21 protein-coding genes are annotated in these 18530 nt (G+C 65.3%); 5 read left to right on the forward strand and 16 right to left on the reverse strand.

All coding sequences use genetic code 11. From position 1 onward, the window contains the following. Positions 1-110 precede the first annotated feature (110 nt). Positions 111-1274 (forward strand): lactonase family protein, encoded by a 1164-nt coding sequence (locus ACX1DW_RS16335; RefSeq protein WP_458991907.1) that lies wholly within the window; start codon positions 111-113, stop codon positions 1272-1274. A gap of 10 nt (positions 1275-1284) precedes the next feature. Here ACX1DW_RS16335 and ACX1DW_RS16340 read toward each other — a convergent pair whose 3' ends face one another. From ACX1DW_RS16340 to flgB, 12 genes are read right to left on the reverse strand one after another with little or no spacing between them, the layout of a single operon-like run. After that, entirely contained in the window at positions 1285-2322 is a 1038-nt protein-coding gene (locus ACX1DW_RS16340; protein ID WP_458991908.1) for a hypothetical protein, read from the reverse strand. 14 nt (positions 2323-2336) lie between these two features. Next, complete coding sequence (flgL, locus tag ACX1DW_RS16345; protein WP_458991909.1) at positions 2337-3245, reverse strand: flagellar hook-associated protein FlgL; 909 nt, start codon at positions 3243-3245, stop codon at positions 2337-2339. Between the two features lie 21 nt (positions 3246-3266). Further along, positions 3267-4646: a flagellar hook-associated protein FlgK gene (gene flgK / locus ACX1DW_RS16350; RefSeq protein ID WP_458991910.1), complete on the reverse strand. Its 1380-nt coding sequence runs from the start codon at positions 4644-4646 to the stop codon at positions 3267-3269. Further along, positions 4643-5755, reverse strand: a complete 1113-nt coding sequence (locus ACX1DW_RS16355; protein ID WP_458991911.1) for a lytic transglycosylase domain-containing protein — start codon at positions 5753-5755, stop codon at positions 4643-4645. The genes flgK and ACX1DW_RS16355 overlap by 4 nt, the downstream gene beginning before the upstream one ends. Positions 5756-5763: 8 nt before the next feature. Then, the gene (locus tag ACX1DW_RS16360) at positions 5764-6861 is read right to left on the reverse strand and encodes a flagellar basal body P-ring protein FlgI (RefSeq protein WP_253748924.1); all 1098 of its coding nucleotides are present in this window, start codon (positions 6859-6861) and stop codon (positions 5764-5766) included. Between the two features lie 15 nt (positions 6862-6876). Continuing rightward, the gene (gene flgH, locus ACX1DW_RS16365) at positions 6877-7545 is read right to left on the reverse strand and encodes a flagellar basal body L-ring protein FlgH (protein ID WP_200600817.1); all 669 of its coding nucleotides are present in this window, start codon (positions 7543-7545) and stop codon (positions 6877-6879) included. Further along, the gene (gene flgG, locus ACX1DW_RS16370) at positions 7545-8330 is read right to left on the reverse strand and encodes a flagellar basal-body rod protein FlgG (RefSeq protein ID WP_102839274.1); all 786 of its coding nucleotides are present in this window, start codon (positions 8328-8330) and stop codon (positions 7545-7547) included. The genes flgH and flgG overlap by 1 nt, the downstream gene beginning before the upstream one ends. A 14-nt stretch (positions 8331-8344) precedes the next feature. Beyond that, entirely contained in the window at positions 8345-9073 is a 729-nt protein-coding gene (locus ACX1DW_RS16375) for a flagellar basal body rod protein FlgF (RefSeq protein WP_110778489.1), read from the reverse strand. Between the two features lie 9 nt (positions 9074-9082). After that, entirely contained in the window at positions 9083-10273 is a 1191-nt protein-coding gene (flgE, locus tag ACX1DW_RS16380) for a flagellar hook protein FlgE (protein ID WP_458991912.1), read from the reverse strand. A gap of 37 nt (positions 10274-10310) precedes the next feature. After that, positions 10311-10976: a flagellar hook capping FlgD N-terminal domain-containing protein gene (locus ACX1DW_RS16385; protein ID WP_200600823.1), complete on the reverse strand. Its 666-nt coding sequence runs from the start codon at positions 10974-10976 to the stop codon at positions 10311-10313. After that, entirely contained in the window at positions 10976-11404 is a 429-nt protein-coding gene (gene flgC / locus ACX1DW_RS16390; RefSeq protein ID WP_014595442.1) for a flagellar basal body rod protein FlgC, read from the reverse strand. The genes ACX1DW_RS16385 and flgC overlap by 1 nt, the downstream gene beginning before the upstream one ends. Then, the gene (flgB, locus tag ACX1DW_RS16395) at positions 11404-11769 is read right to left on the reverse strand and encodes a flagellar basal body rod protein FlgB (RefSeq protein ID WP_230726742.1); all 366 of its coding nucleotides are present in this window, start codon (positions 11767-11769) and stop codon (positions 11404-11406) included. The genes flgC and flgB overlap by 1 nt, the downstream gene beginning before the upstream one ends. Positions 11770-11984: 215 nt before the next feature. Between flgB and flgA the strand changes: the two genes are divergently transcribed. The 4 genes from flgA to ACX1DW_RS16415 all read left to right on the forward strand — a co-directional run bounded on the left by flgA (position 11985) and on the right by ACX1DW_RS16415 (position 15452). Then, positions 11985-12662 (forward strand): flagellar basal body P-ring formation chaperone FlgA, encoded by a 678-nt coding sequence (gene flgA / locus ACX1DW_RS16400; protein ID WP_200600827.1) that lies wholly within the window; start codon positions 11985-11987, stop codon positions 12660-12662. Between the two features lie 170 nt (positions 12663-12832). Continuing rightward, positions 12833-13744 carry a lateral flagellin LafA gene (lafA, locus tag ACX1DW_RS16405; RefSeq protein WP_200600829.1) on the forward strand — a complete coding sequence of 304 codons (912 nt, stop codon included), beginning with the start codon at positions 12833-12835 and terminating at the stop codon, positions 13742-13744. A 374-nt stretch (positions 13745-14118) separates the two neighbouring features. Next, entirely contained in the window at positions 14119-14973 is an 855-nt protein-coding gene (locus ACX1DW_RS16410; RefSeq protein WP_200600831.1) for a winged helix-turn-helix domain-containing protein, read from the forward strand. Continuing rightward, positions 14970-15452 carry a hypothetical protein gene (locus ACX1DW_RS16415; protein ID WP_110778496.1) on the forward strand — a complete coding sequence of 161 codons (483 nt, stop codon included), beginning with the start codon at positions 14970-14972 and terminating at the stop codon, positions 15450-15452. Before ACX1DW_RS16410 ends, ACX1DW_RS16415 begins: the two co-directional genes overlap by 4 nt. Before the next feature lie 36 nt (positions 15453-15488). On the opposite strand, the gene ACX1DW_RS16420 is transcribed toward ACX1DW_RS16415, so the two are convergent. From ACX1DW_RS16420 to ACX1DW_RS16435, 4 genes are read right to left on the reverse strand one after another with little or no spacing between them, the layout of a single operon-like run. Next, positions 15489-16424 carry an OmpA family protein gene (locus ACX1DW_RS16420; protein WP_196111808.1) on the reverse strand — a complete coding sequence of 312 codons (936 nt, stop codon included), beginning with the start codon at positions 16422-16424 and terminating at the stop codon, positions 15489-15491. After that, positions 16421-17293, reverse strand: coding sequence for a flagellar motor stator protein MotA (gene motA / locus ACX1DW_RS16425; protein ID WP_110778498.1), 873 nt, complete (start codon positions 17291-17293; stop codon positions 16421-16423). Before motA ends, ACX1DW_RS16420 begins: the two co-directional genes overlap by 4 nt. Positions 17294-17314: 21 nt before the next feature. Next, complete coding sequence (locus tag ACX1DW_RS16430; protein WP_102839265.1) at positions 17315-18049, reverse strand: FliA/WhiG family RNA polymerase sigma factor; 735 nt, start codon at positions 18047-18049, stop codon at positions 17315-17317. 11 nt (positions 18050-18060) lie between these two features. Next, positions 18061-18510 (reverse strand): flagellar basal body-associated FliL family protein, encoded by a 450-nt coding sequence (locus ACX1DW_RS16435; protein ID WP_102839264.1) that lies wholly within the window; start codon positions 18508-18510, stop codon positions 18061-18063. Positions 18511-18530 lie beyond the last annotated feature (20 nt).

The following is an 18530-nucleotide window of genomic DNA, read 5'->3' on the forward strand; positions in this document are numbered from 1 at the left end:
CATATCAGACCCTGGTGGTCAGGTATTGTTCGCGCCACCGCACGGCGGGAGCATCACGCCACGACGGCGGTCATAGTCGCATGACTTCATCGACAAAAGGCAAACGGCCCATGCGCCTCCGACTCGCACTGGCTCTGCTGGCCGGCGCACTACTGACCCAGGGCGCCCAGGCCGGGAACGACGACATGCATATTCTGATCGGCAGCTACACGCACGACAGCGACAGCCCAGGCATCCTGCGCCTGCGCTTCGATCCCGCGCAGGGGCGGCTCGAATCCGAACCCGTGCAGACACTGGCCGGCGACAATCCCTCCTGGCTGGTGCTGGATGACAAGCGCGACCGGCTTTACGCCACCCATGAGAACGGCCCGGCCCATGCCGACCCGGTCGGCCGCGTCGGCGCCTGGCAGCGCGACGCCAAGGGCGACTACCAGCCCATCGGCCAGGCCATCACCCTCGGCGACGAACCCACCCATGCCAGCCTCAGTCACGACGGTCGCTACCTGTTCGTCAGCAACTACGGTTCGCGCCCCAACCCCGGCGGCAGCCTGGCGGTCCTGCCGCTGGCCGAGGATGGCCGGCCCTTGCCGGTCACGCAGATCACCGCGCACCAGGCCAGCGGTGTGCATCCCGAACGCCAGCGCTCGGCCCATGTGCATTCGGCGGTGCCCAGTCCGGACGGCACACGCCTTCTGGTCAGCGACCTGGGCGCCGACCGGGTATTCGTCTACCGCTACGACCCGAGGCATGCCGAACGCCCGCTGCGGCCGGATGAGCCCGCCAGCATCGAGCTGCCCGCGGGCAGCGGCCCGCGCCATCTGGTGTTCCACCCCAATGGCAAACACGCCTATCTCGCCCTGGAGCTGAGCGCCCAGGTGGCGGGCTTCGACTACACCGACGGCACCCTGACCCGCCGGCAGCTGCTGGACCTCAAAGAGGCCGATAGCGAAGTGCGTCATTCACCCGGCGCGATCCACACATCGGCCGATGGCCGCTTCCTCTATGTCAGCGACCGCGGCGACTACAACCACATCATCGCCTTCGCCATCGAAGCCGACGGCACGCTGCGCGAAATCCAGCGCCGCCCGAGCGAAGGTCGCGAACCACGGGAATTCGCCATCACGCCGGATGGGCGTTTCATGCTGATCGCCAATCAGCTGAGCGACAGCCTGGTGCTGCTGCGCCGCGACCCGGACAGTGGCCTGCTGGGCGAAACGCTGCAAACCCTGACGCTCGGACGGCCGTCGGATATCAAGCTGCTCGCGCCGAACTGAAGCGCGCCGCTCAGGACAGCAGGCTGACCACCGCGAAGCGGCTGATGTTGGCCTGCGCCACCACTGTCTCGGTGACGGCGGCATAGCTGGACGGGCTGCGCTGCATCAGGTTGAACACCGAGTGGGAAAAATCACTGGCCCACTGCTGCTCGTCGGCATCGGCCTGGCGCGCGAGAAAATCGCGGATCTCACGCTGGCGCTGACCCAGCTGCTCGCGCAGCGCACTGACCTTTTCCAGCCCCGCCACCACGGTATCGAGCATGCGCCGCAGTTCGCGCAGCGAGTCCAGCGATGGCTCCTCGGGAAACTTCAGCAGCTGATCTTCCTCGCTCTGCACGCGCTGGTAACGACCTTTGGCGAACAGCTTGTCCTCACCCTGCACCGCCAGCTGATCCTTGAGCTGCTGCCAGTCGCTTTCGCGGGCAGAGAAGCGCAGCCGGCCGTTGTCGTCGAGTTCGGCGCGAATGCCGGACTGGCCCAGGCTGCCGTTGAAGCGGCGCAGGATCTGCTCGTCGCTCATGTCATCGTCGAGCACCACCGCCACCGGTTCGGCCAGCTGGCGGCCGCCGCTGAACAACAGCGTTTCGCGGCCGGACTGGCGGATCGCTTCGAGGGAATCGAGCCCCTGCAGGCTGAAGCGGCTGCGCACCGGCTCGCTCAGGCGCAGCTTGAGTGTGGCATCCAGCGAGTTGGCCGAGCGCTTGCTGCGTTCACGCAGCAGCTGCTCCACGTCCTGCAGGGCATGGCGGATGCTATCCGCCCCCGAACCGGAGGTCGGCGAGCTGATCTCGCGGCTGAGGCTGAGCTTGAGCTGGGAAAGGCGGCCATGAAGGTCGTTCAGGTAGCTTTCCGCCGACTGCATCGAGGACAGCTGCTGGTTGAGCTGCAGGCTGAAGCTGGTGCTCTTCTTGCTCGCCACCTCCGCATGCGCGGCATCGGCCAGCACCGATGTCCGTTGCGTCGCCGCCGGGGTTTCCGGCAGCAGCGTCTGGCGACGCTCCTGGGGGTTGATCGCGGAAACAGCCGGTAGCGGCTTGCCAATCTTCATCAGGCTTCCTCGCCTCAGAGCATGCCGAACAGGGTCAGGCCGTTGATCTTCATGTAGGTTTTCTGGGTGGCCTGCAACGACAGCTGGTAGTTGTTCAGGTCGATGCTGGCGCCGGCGTAATCCAGTCGCGACAGTTCGCCATCGATCTTCTGGTTCACCAGCGAGACGTCCTCGTTGCTGCTGCCGAGCAGGGTCAGGGTGTTCTGCCGCCCACCGAGATCGGTAACCGCGCCGAGCAGCCTGCCGTGGGTGGCGTCGAGGCTGTCCATGCTCGCGGCGATCTGCGCGCGGACGGCCGGGTCGCTCGAATCCAGCGCCGGGTCCTTGAGCGTCTGCACCAGGCTGCGCAGCTCGTTGAGCATGCCGACGCCGGCGCCGAATATCTGCGCAGCTGTGACGTTCTCTTCCACCAGCACGCCGTTGGCCACCGCGGCCTGGCGATGCTGGTCGTTACCCTGCATGACGTAGACACCGCCAACCAGGGCGATCGCCGGCTGGTTGGCGCGGGTGCCGGAGAACAGGTAGCGGCCCTCCTCGTCGCGCACGTTGGCGAAGCTGAGCACGGTGCCTTCGAGAGTTTCCAGCTCGTTGGCGATGGCCGACAGGTCCTCGTCGGTGTTGCTGCCGTTGGCCGCCCACAGCAACAGGTCACGGATGCTCAGCATGCTGTCGGAAGTCGCCTTGAGATTGGCTTCCTGCTTGGACAGGTTGCCGGAGACGTTGGCGATGTTGGTGCGGTACTGCGTCAGGCTGGCTTCCTCGCGCTGGATGCGCAGCACGCGGACCGCCGAGATCGGGTCGTCGGATGGCACCAGCATGCGCTCGCCGCTGGCCATCTGTTGCATCAGCTTGCCGAGTTTCTCGGAGCTGTTGTTCAGCGAACCGTGCATGGTGGCGGTGATCTGGGCGTTGGAAATGCGCATGGTGTTTTCTCGTCAGTCGGCTCAGAACATTGCCAGTACGGCGTTGAACAGGTCGTTGGAGGTGCTGATGACCTTCATGTTGGCCTGATAGGCCTGCTCGTAGGCCATCAGGTTGACCGCTTCCTCGTCCAGGTTCACCGCGCTGACGCTGTCGCGCTGGGCCTGGGCCTGCTCGGCGACGACGGTGGCAGCGGCGAGGTCGGCCTGGTTCTGCCGGCTGGCACTGCCGACGCGGCCGACCAGGCCAGCATAGGCATCGTTGAGGGGGACATCGCTGCCGGCCACGTTGACCTTGGCCGACTTGAGCTCCAGCAGAGCCAGCAGGTTCTCGTTGTTGCCGACCTCGCCCGTGCCGCTCTGCCCGGCGGAGGAGAAGGCCAGCTGTTCCGGAGCCAGCGCCGTCACCGCAAGCATGCCGCTGGTGCTGCCGGGGGTGTAGACGAACAGCGGCTGGCCGGGATCGCCATTCAGGTCGAAGCCGCCAGCCAGGGTGTCGTTGACGCTCTGCGCCAGGGCCGCAGCCATGTCGTGCAGGTCGTCCTGGGCCGGCCGCAGCGCGCCGTACTCCATGTCGTAGAGCGCGCCGAGCGAGCCGCCGAGGCCATCCTGCACCAGCGGGAAGGTGGTCTTGGCGAACACCAGGGCCAGCTCCTGTTCGCCGGCCAGGTTCTGCTCGACCGTCAGTTGCCCCGCGCTGCCACCGGCGACCAGCGGCTGGCCGTTGGCCAGGGACACGGTCAGCGTGCCGTCGGCGACCTCCTGCACACGCATGCCGGCGTACTGGCTGAGGTCCTTGATCAGGTTCTCGCGGTAGTCGCGCAGCGTGGCGGTATCGCGCCCGGCCGACTCCATCTTGAGGATTTCCACGTTCAGCTCGGCGATGTTGTCGGACAGCCCGTTGATCTCCGCGACCATTGCCACGCGCTGACCCTGCAGGGCGTTGAGCTGGGTGCCGATGTTGCTGTTCAGGCCGTTGAAGCGCTGCGCCAGCTGCTTGGCCTCGCCGATGATCTGCTGACGCAGGGGAATGGATTCCGGCGTGGAGCTGGCCTCGCTGAGCGCGGCGAAGAAATTGTCCAAGCCGACGCTGACGCTGGAGCCTTCGCTGTGGATCAGGCCTTCCAGCGCCGAAAGGTACTGCTGGCTGGTGCCGTAGTAGTTCTTGTCGGTGCTGGCGCGCCAGAGCTGCTGGTTCTGGAAATCGTTGGACAGCCGGCGAATGCTGCTGACCTGCACGCCACCGCCGATGCTGGTGGCGGTCTGCCCGCCGACCGAATGCAGTTCCGGGCCGAGGCGGCTGAAGCCGGGCGTGTTGACGTTGGCAATATTCTGCCCGGTCGCGGTTAGGGCGATCTGCGAAGCGCGGACGCCGCTGTAGCCAATCTGACTCAAGACACTCACGACAGCACTTCCTTCGAATCGATGCGGATCGGTTGGGCGAACGCCACGGAGAGATGGCGCACGACGACCGGTGGTTGTCTATTCAAGGCGACTGCCGCGGGCGGCTCATTAAGCGCAACGGATGCCGGCTGTTGCGTGCCGATGCGCTCGCCCTCCAGCGTGGCCAGCATTTGCCCGCGGGACAGTCGCTCTGCGGTGCCCAGGCTGGCCTGCGCCGCCGGCAACCGGCCGGCCGACTGTAGCGCGGCCTGCGGCTCGCGCGGCTGGCTGTTGGCGGCCTGCAGGTCCTTGAGGATGTTGCGCGTGTAGTCGCGGGTTTCCTGGTAGGGAATCTTCTGGATCCAGTTCGCCGCATCGATCTCGCCGCGGCGCGGATCACCATGCTGCTTCAACCACTCGTCGACCTTGCCGGGGCCGGCGTTGTAGGCGGCCAGCGCCAGCGCCTCATGGCCGTCGTAGCGCTCGAGCATCTTGTTCAGGTAGGCGCTGCCGAGGCGCTTGTTGTACTCGGCATCGCGGGTCAGGCGCGCCTCGTCGAATGGCAGGCCGAGTTCGGCGGCCATGTCGCGGGCGGTTCCGGGCATCAGCTGCATCAGCCCGCGAGCGCCCTTGGGCGAGACGGCGGCGACGTTGCCGCTGGACTCGTGCTTGATGACGCTGTCGACCAGCGCACGAAAGCCGGCCTTGCCCGCCGACCAGGCGCTGTCCAGCGCTTCGACGCCGCGCTGCCAGGTGCCGCGCAGGGCATGCTGGCCGCCCTGCCCGACACTGGCCAGGCCGAGTGCCGCCGGTGCCGCCGCGGTGCCGTCGCGGCCGCCGGAGAGCTGCTGCACCAGCATGTCGGCGATCCCGGTCTGGCGCTTGCCGGCCAGGGTTTCGGCCAGCACTTCGTCGTAGAAGTCGCGCATGGTGTCCAGCTCGCGGCTGCGCATCGGGTTGCCGGCCGACAGCACGTCGCCGGCCTTGCGCATCTGCTTGAGGATCTGCTGCAGGAACATGGCCTCGAACTGCTCGGAAACCATCTCCAGCTGCTGGCGGCGCGCGGCGCTGGGGCCGTCGCTGCGCGCGCGCATGGCATTGAGGTGGTGCGGTAGGGAAACAATGCTCATGGGCGGCCTTACATCACGATCAGTTCGGCGTTCAGTGCGCCGGCGCGTTCCAGTGACTGGAGGATGCTCATCACGTCATCCGGGGTCGCGCCCAGGCTGTTGATGGTGCTGATGATGCTTTCCAGGCTGGCGCCTTCCGGCCACTTGAACATGGCCTTGCGGTCCTGCTCGACGGCCACGTCGGACTGCGGTGTAACCACGGTGTCGCCACCGGCGAAGGCGTTCGGCTGGCTGACTTGCGGCCGCTCGCTGATGGTCACCGTGAGCGAGCCATGGGCCACCGCCGCGGCCTTTACCCGCACGCCTTCGCCGACCACCACGGTGCCGGTGCGGCTGTTGAACACCACCTTCGGTCGCACACGACCTTCTTCGACGTCCAGGCGTTCGAGCATGGCCATGAAGCTCATGCGCTGGGTACTGGTGACCGGCGCACGAATCGAAATCTTGGTGGCATTGAGCGCGGTGGCGGTGCCCTTGCCGAAGTAGGCATCGATGGCATCGACCACACGGGTGACGGTCTGGAAGCTCGGCTGACGCACGTTGAGCATCACATCCGGGCGCTCGGTGAAGTCGGTGGGGATCATCCGTTCCACCGTCGCGCCGTTGGGGATCAGGCCGCTGTTGGAGGTGTTGATCGCCACCTTGGAGCCGCTGGCACCTTCGGCATTCACGCCGCCGACCACCAGCGCGCCCTGTGCCACGGCGTAGATTTCACCGTCGACGCCCTGCAGCGGGGTCATCAGTAGCTGGCCGCCGCGCAGGCTCTTGGCATCACCCAGCGAGGACACGGTGACGTCGATGCTCTGCCCCGGGCTGTAGGACGGCGGCAGCGTGGCGGTAACGGTCACCGCAGCGACGTTCTTCAGCTTCGGGTCGACGTTCGGCGGCAGGTTCACGCCGAACTGCTTGATCATGTTGGCCACCGACTGGCTGGTGAACTTCACCTGGTTCTTGTCACCGGTGCCATCCAGGCCGACCACCAGACCGTAGCCGATCAGCTGGTTGCCACGGATGCCTTCGATATCCACCAGATCCATCAGCGGCACGGCCTGCACCGGCAACTGCCAGCACAGTGCGACGGCGGCGAGAAACAGCTTCACACGCATCGGGAAAACTTCCACTTAGAGGGGGAACAGCGGGTGGGCGAAGAAGCGCGTCAGCCAGCCGGCGGAGTTGCTGTCGTTGAGCACACCGCGGCCGGCGTAGGAGATCCGTGCGTTGGCGACGTTCTGCGAGGACACCTGGTTGAAGCGGTTGATGTCGTCCATGCGCACCAGGCCGGCGAGGCGGATGTACTCGTCGCCCTGGTTCAGCCGCAGCGCCTTCTCGCCCTTGACCAGCAGCGTGCCGTTGGGCAGCACGCGGTGCACGGTGACGGCGATCGAGCCGCGCAGGGTGTTCTGCTGCGAACTCTTGGCCGAGCCGCTGAAGTCGCGCTCGGCCGAGGCCGAGGTCTCGACGTCCGGGTAGGTCTTGCCGAGTACGGTGGGCACGCCGACGCCGACGCTGGACTGCTTGCCAAAGCTGGTGCCGGCGCTCTTGCTCGACTGGGTCGATTCGTCCAGCACGATGGTGAGGATGTCGCCGATCCGCACCGCGCGCTTGTCGCTCACCAGCGAGCCACCGTAGCCGGAGCGGAACAGACCGCCGCCAGTGGTCGGTGGCAGGCTGTAGTCGAGTTCCAGCGGCTCGTACTCGCTGGAATCCTCGTCCGGCAGCATCTCGTCGAAACTGGCGCAGCCGCCGAGCAGCAGAAAGGCGAACAGGAGGGCGATCGGCTTCATCGGCATCACACGGTCTGGTTGAGGAACTGCTGCATGCCGCTGGCGGCATCGAGAACCTTGGCGTTGGCCTCGTAGGCGCGCTGGATGGCGATCATCGCCACCATGGCCTCTACGACCTGCACGTTGGAGCCTTCCAGCACGCCCTGCTTGAGCTGGCCGAGGCCTTCCTCGCCCGGCACGCCTTCCACCGGCTCGCCGCTGGCGACGGTTTCGCGATAGAGGTTGCCGCCCAGCGCTTCCAGCCCGCCGGGGTTGGTGAAGTTGACCAGGGTGATCTGCCCGAGCTCCGACGGCAGGGTGTCGCCGGCCAGCACCGCAGTGACGATGCCGTCGCTGCCGACGGTGAAGCCGGTGCTGCCTTCGGGCACTTCGATCGCCGGGTTCAGCGGCAGGCCCTGGGCGTTGACCATCATGCCTTCGGCATTCAGCTGAAACTGGCCGTTCTCGGTGTAGAAGATATCGCCGTTGGGCGCCTCGACCTGGAAGAAGCCGCGGCCGACGATGGCCAGGTCCATCGGCTGGCCGGTGGTCTGGATGCTGCCCTCGGTGAACACCTTCTGCGTGCCGGCGACGCGCACGCCGCTGCCCAGCTGGATGCCGGACGGCACGGTGTTGATCTCGTCGGCCTGCGCGCCCGGCTGTTTCTCGATGACGTAGAACAGGTCCTCGAAGACCGCGCGGTCGCTCTTGAAGCCATTGGTGTTGACGTTGGCCAGGTTGTTGGCAACGGTGGACATGGCCTTGTCCTGGGCGGCCAGGCCGGTCTTGCTGACCCAAAGTGCAGAATTCATGCGTTATCTCCCGATCAGCTGCCGCGGATCATTCGGTTGCCGGCGTCGGAAAGGTCCTCGGCGGCTTTCATCATCTTCACCTGGGTTTCGAACAGGCGGTTCAGGCTCATGGTCGAGGCCAGCTCGTCGATCGCCGAGACGTTGCTCGACTCGAGAAAGCCGCTGGCCAGCCGCACGTCCTCGCTGGGCTGCGCCGGCTCGCCGTCGCGGGTCACCAGCAGGCCGGCCTGGTTCTTCATCAGGTTGGCCGCCGGCACGTCGACCAGGCGGATGCGGTCGACCTCGGCCATCATCCAGTCACCGGGAGCCATGATCGACACGGTGCCGTCATTGCCGATCTCCAGGCGGTCATGCTCGGGCAGGACGATGGGGCCGCCCTCGCCGAGTACCGCACGACCGTTGAGTGTCAGGCGCCCTTCGGCGTCCACCTGCATGCTGCCCTGGCGGGTGTAGGCCTCGCCCTCGCCGTCTTCCAGCACGATCAGGCCGTTGCCCTTGACCGCGAAGTCCAGCTCGCGACCGGTGGCCACCATCGGTCCGGCCGCCAGGCTGACGCCGTTGTTCTCGATCAGCGCCATGTGCCGGCTGTCGTAACCGTAGCCTTCCACCGCCACGGCCTGGGCGCGTTCGAGGTCGGCGCGAAAGCCGGGCGTGTTAACGTTGGCCAGGTTGTTCGAGCGCACCTGCAGCGACATCATCGTGCGGCTGGCGGCCGTCATCGCGGTGTATCCCAAGCGATCCATGGGTCAGCCTCAGAGTGCGTTGAACAGGACCTGGGTCAGTTCCTTGTTGGTGGAAATGACCTGGGTGTTGGCCTGGTAGTTACGCTGGCCTTCCATCAGGCCTACCAGCTGCTGGGTGAGGTCGACGTTGGAGCTTTCCAGCGCGCCGGAAGCCAGGGTGCCGTACTGGCCGACGCCCGGGGCGCCGAGCATCGCCGCGCCGGAGGCGGCGGTCTCGGTCCAGGCAGTGCCGCTGATGTTCTTCAGGCCTTCGGCGTTGACGAAGCTGGCCAGTACCACCTGGCCCTGCAACATGCGCTCACCATTGGAGTAGCTGGCGTAGACCTTGCCGTCCTTCTCCACGCTCATGCCGGTCTGCTCGCCTGCCGCGTAACCGGTGGCGCGATTGGTGGTGACGCTGAATTCCGAGCCGTACTGGCTGGTGCCGCTGTAGTCCAGATCGATGGCCAACGGGGCCACACCGCCGGTCAGCGGCGCCGCCAGGGGGACCGTGCCGATCGGCGCGGCGAGCACGCCGGCACTGTCGAAGGTCAGCGCCTGCGGGCCACCGGCCAGCGCAGTACCGTCGACGTAGTAATGGGCATTCCAGCTGTTGTCGGCCGTCTTGACGAAGTACTGGGTCAGGGTGTGTTCCTTGCCCTGGGAGTCGAACAGCTTGGTGGTGTAGGTGGAGTTGTAGCTGTCCGCCGCCAGCGGATCGAAGGCCACGGCTGGTACCTGCTGGTCGGCATCCAGGTTGGCAACGAAGCTCAGCGCGTCGCTGGCGCGAGCAGGGATGCCGCCGGAGCGCAGCTGCAGGTCACCGACGATGCCGGTCTGCAGATTGCCGGTGGCATCGGCCGGATAGCCCTGCAAGCGCTGACCGAGGCTGTTGGTGATGTAGCTGTCCTTATCGGTGCCGAAGATGCCGGCGCGGGTGTAGCCGACGTCGCCATTGCTGGCGCGGGTGACGAAGAAGCCGCCGCCGGAGATCGCCAGGTCCAGGGTGCGATTGGTGGTGGTCAGCGCGCCGCCCTGGCTGATGCTCTGGGTGGTGCCGATCACCTCCACGCCCATGGCCTGGGTCTCGGCGTAGAGGCTGCCGAAATCGGTGCGCGAGGACTTGAAGCCGACGGTGCCGGAGTTGGCGATGTTGTTGCCGATGGTGTTCAGTTGTTCGTTGACGGCGGACAGGCCGGTCAGGGCGATGCTGAAGCTCATGATTGCGTCTCGACTCTGCTGGATGGAGGTTCGGGCGTCAGGCGTTGCCGGCGCCGAACTCGAGAATGTTGTAGAACGGCACCGAGCCGACGCCGTCGATCTGCAGCACCGGGCCTTCGGCGCTGACGCGCACGTTGCCGACCAGACCGGCGACTTCCACCTGCGGGTACTCGCCGTTATCCGACTCGATCACCACGCTGTACTGCCCGGCCGGCAGGCCGAGGTGCTGCGGGTCGATGTCGAACGGCACCTGGCCGGGCGCACGGGCGCCGAGCTCGATGGTGGTCTTCTGGCCGTTGGAATCGGTCAGCACCAGCGCCGTGCGGTTGGAGGCGTGCGCCAGGGTGAACTGCCCCTGCAGCGGCTGGCCGTCGAGCTGCAGGGTTTCGGTCGCCACCCGCACCTGCTGGCCGACCAGGCCGGCGGCGGTCAGGGTCTGCAGGTTGTCCATCAGTACCAGGTTGTTCTGCGCCAGGCTGGTCATGTTCTCCATGCTCTTGACCTGGGACATCGCCGAGAACTGGTTGAGAAACTCGGTGCTGTCGACCGGCTTGGTCGGGTCCTGATACTTGATCTGCGCGACCATCAGGCTGATGAAGTTGTTCTCCATCGTGGTGGCGTCGCTGACGTTCACCGCGCGCTTGACCTGATCGATGCTGTTGCCGGCCAGGCTGGCGTCCAGTGCGGAATTGACGCTACTCATCAGACTTCTCCCAGGCGCAGCAGGCTCTGCTGCATGCTCTTGACGCGGTTGAGCACCTCGACACCGGTCTCGAAGCTGCGGGTGGCCGACATCATGTCGGTCATCTCCTCGATCTCGTTGATGTCGGGGTAGTAGACGTAGCCCTCGCCGTCGGCCAGTGGATTGCCCGGCTCATAGCGGCGCTTGGGCTCGGCGCCGGAGGTGACCACGTCGAGCACCTGCACATGGGCGCCGCCCAGGCCGACGCCGCGGGTCAGTGAGTTGTTCTCGTACACCGCGGCGAACATCGGTTTGCGCGCCTGGTAGACGTCCGCCGGGTTGGCGGCCGCCGAATCGGTGTTGGCCAGGTTGCTGGCCACGGTGTTCAGCCGCACGGTCTGCGCGTTCATCGACGAACCGGCGATGCGGTAGATGGAATCGAATGACATCAGCGGCCCTCGATGGCCTGCTTCAGACCACGGAATTTCATGGTGATGAAGGTCAGGCTGGTCTGGAAATCCATGGAATTGCGCGAGAATTGCGCCTGCTCGACCGACAGCTCGACGGTGTTGCCATCCTGCGAAGCCTGGGTCGGTACGCGATAGAGCATCCGCGGATCGTTGCCGGCGATGCTCAGGCGCGACGAGGCGCCATCGTCCAGGCGCTGCATCTCGGCGCCGAAGTCGATGTCGCGGGCCTGAAAGCCCGGGGTGTCCTCGTTGGCCAGGTTCGCGGCGAGAATCTCGCTGCGCTGCATGCGCAAGCCCAGCGCGCGTTCGTGAACGCCGAGTGCGTCTTCAATCCGTATACTCATTCGCCGATACCCTTGAAGCATGAGCGGTGTGTTCGATCGAATGAGCGTCTGCAGCATTCGTGCCGCGTCGCGCAAAAGCAGGTAACTCTTTGTTTTTTATCGATAAAATCTCAAGCACAAAGCACTCGACGGGCCGTAACCTTCCGCTTGGGAGACGCTCGCGCAGGCCAGGCGGAAAAGTTGCTTCCGCCTCGACGGCGCTGCTCCTGCTGCTCATGCCGTTGCTTGCCTTCGGGCAGAACGGCAGCGACCGGCAGATCATCGAGGCGGTCGATCGACACCTGAACGAACGACTGCAGCGTGAGGCCAAGCGCCAGGGCTGGCAGGGCGCACGCCTGACGCACGACACCAGCCTGCCGGCCAGCGCCGCGCGGCTGCCCCGCTGCAACCAGCCGCTGCAGGTTCGCCCCGCGGGCAACAATCCCTCGCTGCTCGAGCGTCAACGGCTGGCCGTGCGCTGCCCAGGTGAGAACGGTTGGACCCTGGAGCTCACCAGCCAGGCCGGCGTGTGGCTGCCGACGGTGCATGCCCAGGGCATCATCGAACGCGGCCAGACCATTGCCGGCTCCGACCTCAGGCTCGAACCGATCGACATCGCGCGGGCCCAGCGCGGCTACTTTCATCGTCTGGAAGAGGTGCAGGGCATGGCCGCCAAGCGGCGCATCCGCGCCGGGCAGACACTCACCCCATCACTTCTGGCACAACCGCTGGCGGTCAAACGCGGCCAGCCGGTGAAGATCATCGCCAGCAACGACGGCATAGAAGCCTCCACCAGTGGCGAGGCGCTGGCGGACGGACAGCCGGGCGAGGTAATTCGCGTGCGCAACGTACGCAGCGGCAAGGTGATCGACGCTCAGGTGGTGGAGGAAGGCGTGGTGAGCAGTACGTTCTAACCGGCGCGCGCTCGGTGGTATACGCCGTGTGAGGGCGTGGCAGTTCATTGGAGGGCAAGTAGAAAATTTTTGGCGCCAGGATTTAATCCTTCGCACAGGGCTGTCGCCTTACCCCTTCAGCAGGCAGTCAAGCCAGCTCCTACAGCCCACTTAGCACGAAGGAATTCATCATGGCCCTGTCCATCCATACCAACTACTCCTCGCTGGTTACCCAGACCAACCTCGGCAAGACCAACAATGCCCTGGGCACCAACCAGCAGCGCCTGGGCACCGGCCTGCGCATCAACAGCGCCGCCGACGACGCCGCCGGTCTGCAGATTGCCACCCGCCTGAACGCCCAGAGCCGCGGGATGGGCGTAGCCATGCGCAACACCAACGACGCCGTTTCCCTGCTGCAGACCGCCGAAGGCGCGTTCAGCGAAATGACCGACATCCTGCAGCGTATGAAGGACCTGTCGACCCAGGCCGCGAACGCCACCAACAGCGGCGCCGACCTGATCGCACTGCAGGCCGAATACGACGAACTGGGCAAGGAAATGTCCAACATCGTCAAGAACACCAAGTTCGCCGGTAACAGCCTGTTCAGTAACGGCACCACTACCGACGGCAGCCTCGGCAAGTTCTCCGCCGCCATGACCTTCCAGATCGGTTCCAGCGCTGGCGAGACCCTGACTCTGGACGTCAGCGCTAAGCTTACGGGGCTCGCGACCGCACTGGGCAACGCTTCGGACACCTACGCCGTTCCGGGGACCCCGGGCGTTGAGCTGGCGACTACCCAGGACCCGACAACTGCCGTCAACACCAACGCCAACGCCAATATCACCGTTCTGGAAACCGCTCTGAACTCGGTTGGCGAACTGCGCGCCCTGTTCGGTGCCAACATCAACCGCCTGAATCACACCAACAACAACCTGGCCAACATGAAGGACAACACCGAGATGGCCAAGGGCCGCATCATGGATGCCGACTTCGCCGCCGAATCGGCCACCATGACCAAGAACAGCATGCTGCTGCAGTCCGGCATTTCCATGCTCAAGCAAGCCGGCCAGATGCCGGGCATGGTCATGGGCCTGCTGGGCTGATGAGCGCCGGGTTGGCCCGCGCGGGCCGACCTGCTCCGCTACAAATGAAAAACGCCCCGACTGGTTCGGGGCGTTTTTTTGCGTGTCGAACACACTGCGGTCGTCCATCCGACCAATGGACAGGCACCGCATCAGCCATGCCGATACACTTCTCGTCCCGCCCCGAGCCCAGCAATGGCGCGCCCTGCACGCTCTCCGACCTGACCAGCGAGTCGCGAAAACATCGCTGTGATGTCATATAGCTATCATGCATGACAGCTATAAGCCTGATTAGTTCCCTTGTAAGTTCAAAAAAACGGCGCCAATATACTGCCGACCAGTTCACGGTACTCCCTTGTCCTAGATCACAGTCACCGCACCTTTTTCCGAGCCCTATGACCTCATCTCCGCCCAGACAGGCCACCGACGGCATCGCCTGCCCGCTTCTGCGAAGCGGACGCGAAGGATGCCTGGCTCGCTTCGATCGCACGCTCTACCAGCTCAGCCTGACCCTCGGCGACGAGGTGGAACGGGTCGATCTCGGCTTCTCCGGCAGCCGCGTTCTGGAACGTCTGCTGCACACCCCTGGGGAAGTGGTTTCACGCGAAGAGCTGCTGCGCTATGCCTGGCAAGACCGGGTCGTCGGCCAGGGCAGCCTCAACCAGCAGATCTACACCCTGCGCCAGGTGCTGCACGACAGCGCTAGTCAGATCATTCAGACATTGCCGAGGCGGGGCTACCTGTTCAACCCGAACTACCTGATCGATGCCGAGAACACGCCAGCTGCACAACCCGCCGACACGCCGGTCGCAGCGAGCGAGCCGATGGCGATGCCGGACGTGGCTGCGCAGATCACTGCGGCCAAGCTGCACGGCAGGCGTTCGCCATGGCTCGCCCCCACCGTATTGAGCACCACCGCAGTGATACTGCTGGGCGTCCTCGCACTGGGCTATCGCTTCATTCAGGCCCCCAAGAGCGCCCTGACCCACAGCCACTCCATCGGCCAGCTGGAAGTGCTGTACGTGGAAAAGAGCCAACAGATGCTCGAACGCATGGTGCAGGAGACCCGCCGACTAGTGACCAGCCTGGCCGGCCTCAACACGCATCCGAGCCGCCTCATCGTCAACATGTCGCCCGGATTCTACGAGCTGCGCTGTCTGCGCAACGATGGTCATGTGAACTGGCTGAAGATCCACCGCAGCCAGGTCAATGTCGTCTCCAACGAAACACTGCAAGGATGTCTGCGATGAGTATTCACTCCGAGACCGGCATAGCGAGCAAGCGCATGCTACGCGTGATGGTGCCCACTGCCCTGGCACTCTGGGCGTTCGTCGCGATGGGCACCACTACCAACTACAGCACCAGCCTGGATGGGCGCTACGCGTCCAGCGGGCAGGTCCTGCTCAGCAACGGCCAGTTGGTGCAGGTCAGCCAGAGCATGGTGTTCAAGGATGGCCGCTTCTATTCGATGACACGCAACAGCCCGACCATCGTCGAGGCGTCGGGCCGAGTGGAAACCGATTTTCTCGGGCGCGCCCAGCTAGTGGTGGAGGAAGGCGATATCAACGGCCTGCCGGCGACCAGCGGGCTCGACGACGAACTGCTGTTCAACCTCTTCTATGGCAAGCACAAGGGTGCTCGCATCACCCTCGAACAGGTCGGCGCCTGCCTCTACGGCGTCGAAACCCAGCAGGTCTACTGCGCCGAACAGGCCGTGGCGCAGCGCTGAGGGCCAACGCCCGGCCAGCGTGCGCCCCGCCAGCGCTCAGCTTTCCTCGCTGGGCTCCCCGCTGTATTGCGCACCGCTCTCGGAGAAACGCACCTTGCCGTAGCTGTCGCCGAACAGCTCCTTGTACAGCGTCTCCGCCGAATCGGTCAGCAAGAGAATCTCCACCCGCCGGTTGGCACCGTCTTCCGGCGCCTCGGGGCGCAGCGGCATGACATCCGCCTGGGCCGTCACCTGCAACACCGAGCGCGCCGGCAGGCCGGCCGACACCAGCACGTTGCGCGCACGCAAGGCGCGGTCCCCGGACAGGTTCCAGTTGTCGTAGCCTGACTGCAGGCGGTAGGGCGTGGCGTCGGTGTGACCGCTGATGATCAGCTTGTTCTCGACTTTGGACAGCACCCCAGCCAGAACGCCAAGCAACTTGGCGAAGTGCGGGTTGAGCACCGCGCTGCCGCGCTGGAACATGAAGCGCTGCTGGTCGTCCTTGATCAGGATGCGCAGGCCCTGCGGCACCACGTCCACTTCCAGATTGGCCAGCGCGTCGACCTGCCCGGCGACCTCCTGCATCAGTGCCGCCAGCGCCTGCAACTCGGCGGTCGAGGCATAGCGGCGGGTGCCGTCGGTGGGCGTCTCGCCGTCCCGGCTTGCCGTCTCGTCATGCCGAGGCGACGGTTCGTCCGGCGCCGGGCGCAGCGGCACACCATCGAGTTCCAGCGGCGAGGTGCTGGTGCCGTCGAAGATGCCGGCACCGCCATCGACCAGCGGATTGCTTTCCTGATCGCCCGAGGCCGGGTTGGTCAGGTTCATCTGCGGCTGGATGATCCACAGCACCATGAACAGCGCCATCATGGCCAGGGTGAAGTCGGCGAAAGCCACTTTCCAGGCGCCGCCGTGCTCGTCGCCGTGGCCCTTCTTGCTTCGGCGCCTGATGATGATCTCGCGTTCGCCGGCCTTGCCCTTGTCTCGGCTCTTCATGCCGCGTCCCTTTCTTCCTCGTACTGGTTGACCCAGACCTCGAGTTGACGGAAGGCCGGCTTGACGTCCTGTTCGATCAGCTTGCGTCCGGCATCGACCGCCAGCAGCGTCGGCTTGCCGGCCAGATGCGCGACCAGGGTGGTGCGCACGCATTCAAGCGCCGACAGCTCGGTCTTGATCCGCTGCCCCATGGCATTGGACAGCGGCTCCATCAGGCAGTAGCAGAAGAAGATGCCGAGGAAGGTACCCACCAGCGCCGCAGCGACGTGGGCGCCGATCTCGGCGACGCTGCCGCCGATGCTGCCCATGGTGATGATGATGCCCATGATCGCGGCAAGGATGCCGAAGCCCGGCATCGCCTCGCCGATCTTGAACAGCGAGCGCGACGGCTGCATCAACGCATGTTCCATCGCCTCCAGCTCCTGCTCGAGGAAGCCCTCGAGTTCGTGGGCGCTGATCTTGCCCATGGCCATCAGGCGGAAGTTGTCGGCGATGAACGCCATCAGGTTCTTTTCCTGCAGGATCAGCGGGTAGCGCACGAACAGGTCGCTCTGCTCCGGCTCCTCGATGTGCGAATCGAGCACCTTGAGACCGCCCACGTCGACCATTTCCAGCAGCTCATAGAGCAGCATCAGCAACTGGCGCTGGAACTCCTCGCCACGACGCTGATAGGCGAACACGCCCTTGATCTGGTGCAGCATCTCGATCAGCACCTCCTTCGGATTGCCGACCACCAGGCTGCCGATCGCGGCGCCAAGGATGATCACCACTTCCGCCGGCTGCCAGAGCACCCGCATGTCGCCGTTGGCCATGGCGTAGCCACCGAGGACGCAACCGATGATGATGAACGCACCTAATACTTTCTGCATGACGTTACTGACTTCTCTCGGTTAAGGGTCCACCGACCCCAGAAAGCGACAGGCCTTGCCGATCGCCTGCTTGCTCAACTGACAGACCCTGGCGTCGCTGACTTCCAGCACCAGGGCGATTTCCTTGAGGCTCAACTCGTGCTGGTAATACAGCGTCAGCACCAGCCGCTCGCGCTCGTCCAGCCGCGCCAGCGCCTGCTCCAGCAGGCGCTCCTTGAGCAGCCGTTCCTCGAACAGTTCGGCGGCATCGGGGAAATGCTCGTGACCGCTCTGCAGCAGTTCGTCGAGGCTCTCGATGGCCTCCGACGAATCGGCCCAGAGGAAGGCCTGGTAGTCCTTTTCATCCAGCCCGGTGAACGCCTTGATCTCCTCGTCGCTCGGCGTGTGGCCGAGCTGGCGGGTGAGTTCGCGGATCGCGTCGCGCACCTTGTGCGCCTGCTGCCGGACCTGCCGAGGCCGCCAGTCCTGACGGCGCAGCTCGTCGAGGATGGCACCGCGGATGCGCAGCGCGGCGAAGCGACCGAACTGCTCGTCCGGTTCGCCGTAGCGACGCAGGCCTTCGAGCAGCCCGATCATGCCGATCTGCTCCATGTCTTCGCGGTCGAGCACCTGGTTCGCCTGCAGCGACAGCTGGCGCACGATGCGCTTGACCAGCGGCAGGTACTGCATCATCCAGCGCTGCTCGTCGGCCGGCGCGAACAGCGCGTGGCCGGCCGGGCTGGCGGTGTAGCAGTCGACGGGGCAGGTGGCGTTCATGGCGCGGGCCTTTATTGAACGATCAGCTTGTTGACCAGCACATGGTGGAACGGCACCACCGCCTTCTTGCTGGCGAAGTCGGCGAACAACGCCTCTTCCAGGCGCGCCTGCAGCTCGCCGATGGGCATCGCGCGCAGCTCGGCGAATTCCAGCCCGGACAGGTAGCTGACCACCGAGTTGCGCACCAGCGGTTCGATCTGCTCGAAGTTCTTCGGCTCATCCGAAGCTTCGGCCTGCAGCGCCAGGTCGAGCACGAAATAGCGCTCGCGACCGTCCCCCCGCAGGCTGACGATGACCTTGGGCACGGCATAGAACTCGTACTGCACCGGCTCGATGGTTTCGGCCACCACTTCACCGCCGGCCATGCCCGGCTTGAGCAGCCAGTAGGCGGCACCGACGCCGCCGGCCACGGTGACGACATTGAGCAGCAGCATCAGAAGAACGAGACGGGGCGTCGACATAACCAATTCGGATCCTGTAG

It is taken from the genome of Stutzerimonas sp. KH-1 (genome assembly GCF_054483855.1).

Bases quoted from the DNA above. Each gene is read 5' to 3' on its own strand.
- ACX1DW_RS16335 (WP_458991907.1), top strand. From the start codon at position 111: ATGCGCCTCCGACTCGCACTGGCTCTGCTGGCCGGCGCACTACTGACC.
- ACX1DW_RS16340 (WP_458991908.1), bottom strand. From the start codon at position 2,322: ATGAAGATTGGCAAGCCGCTACCGGCTGTTTCCGCGATCAACCCCCAG.
- flgL (WP_458991909.1), bottom strand. From the start codon at position 3,245: ATGCGCATTTCCAACGCCCAGATCACCGCCACCATGCACGGTTCGCTG.
- ACX1DW_RS16355 (WP_458991911.1), bottom strand. From the start codon at position 5,755: ATGAGCATTGTTTCCCTACCGCACCACCTCAATGCCATGCGCGCGCGC.
- ACX1DW_RS16360 (WP_253748924.1), bottom strand. From the start codon at position 6,861: ATGCGTGTGAAGCTGTTTCTCGCCGCCGTCGCACTGTGCTGGCAGTTG.
- flgH (WP_200600817.1), bottom strand. From the start codon at position 7,545: ATGCCGATGAAGCCGATCGCCCTCCTGTTCGCCTTTCTGCTGCTCGGC.
- flgG (WP_102839274.1), bottom strand. From the start codon at position 8,330: ATGAATTCTGCACTTTGGGTCAGCAAGACCGGCCTGGCCGCCCAGGAC.
- ACX1DW_RS16375 (WP_110778489.1), bottom strand. From the start codon at position 9,073: ATGGATCGCTTGGGATACACCGCGATGACGGCCGCCAGCCGCACGATG.
- flgE (WP_458991912.1), bottom strand. From the start codon at position 10,273: ATGAGCTTCAGCATCGCCCTGACCGGCCTGTCCGCCGTCAACGAACAA.
- ACX1DW_RS16385 (WP_200600823.1), bottom strand. From the start codon at position 10,976: ATGAGTAGCGTCAATTCCGCACTGGACGCCAGCCTGGCCGGCAACAGC.
- flgC (WP_014595442.1), bottom strand. From the start codon at position 11,404: ATGTCATTCGATTCCATCTACCGCATCGCCGGTTCGTCGATGAACGCG.
- flgB (WP_230726742.1), bottom strand. From the start codon at position 11,769: ATGAGTATACGGATTGAAGACGCACTCGGCGTTCACGAACGCGCGCTG.
- flgA (WP_200600827.1), top strand. From the start codon at position 11,985: ATGCCGTTGCTTGCCTTCGGGCAGAACGGCAGCGACCGGCAGATCATC.
- lafA (WP_200600829.1), top strand. From the start codon at position 12,833: ATGGCCCTGTCCATCCATACCAACTACTCCTCGCTGGTTACCCAGACC.
- ACX1DW_RS16410 (WP_200600831.1), top strand. From the start codon at position 14,119: ATGACCTCATCTCCGCCCAGACAGGCCACCGACGGCATCGCCTGCCCG.
- ACX1DW_RS16415 (WP_110778496.1), top strand. From the start codon at position 14,970: ATGAGTATTCACTCCGAGACCGGCATAGCGAGCAAGCGCATGCTACGC.
- ACX1DW_RS16420 (WP_196111808.1), bottom strand. From the start codon at position 16,424: ATGAAGAGCCGAGACAAGGGCAAGGCCGGCGAACGCGAGATCATCATC.
- motA (WP_110778498.1), bottom strand. From the start codon at position 17,293: ATGCAGAAAGTATTAGGTGCGTTCATCATCATCGGTTGCGTCCTCGGT.
- ACX1DW_RS16430 (WP_102839265.1), bottom strand. From the start codon at position 18,049: ATGAACGCCACCTGCCCCGTCGACTGCTACACCGCCAGCCCGGCCGGC.
- ACX1DW_RS16435 (WP_102839264.1), bottom strand. From the start codon at position 18,510: ATGTCGACGCCCCGTCTCGTTCTTCTGATGCTGCTGCTCAATGTCGTC.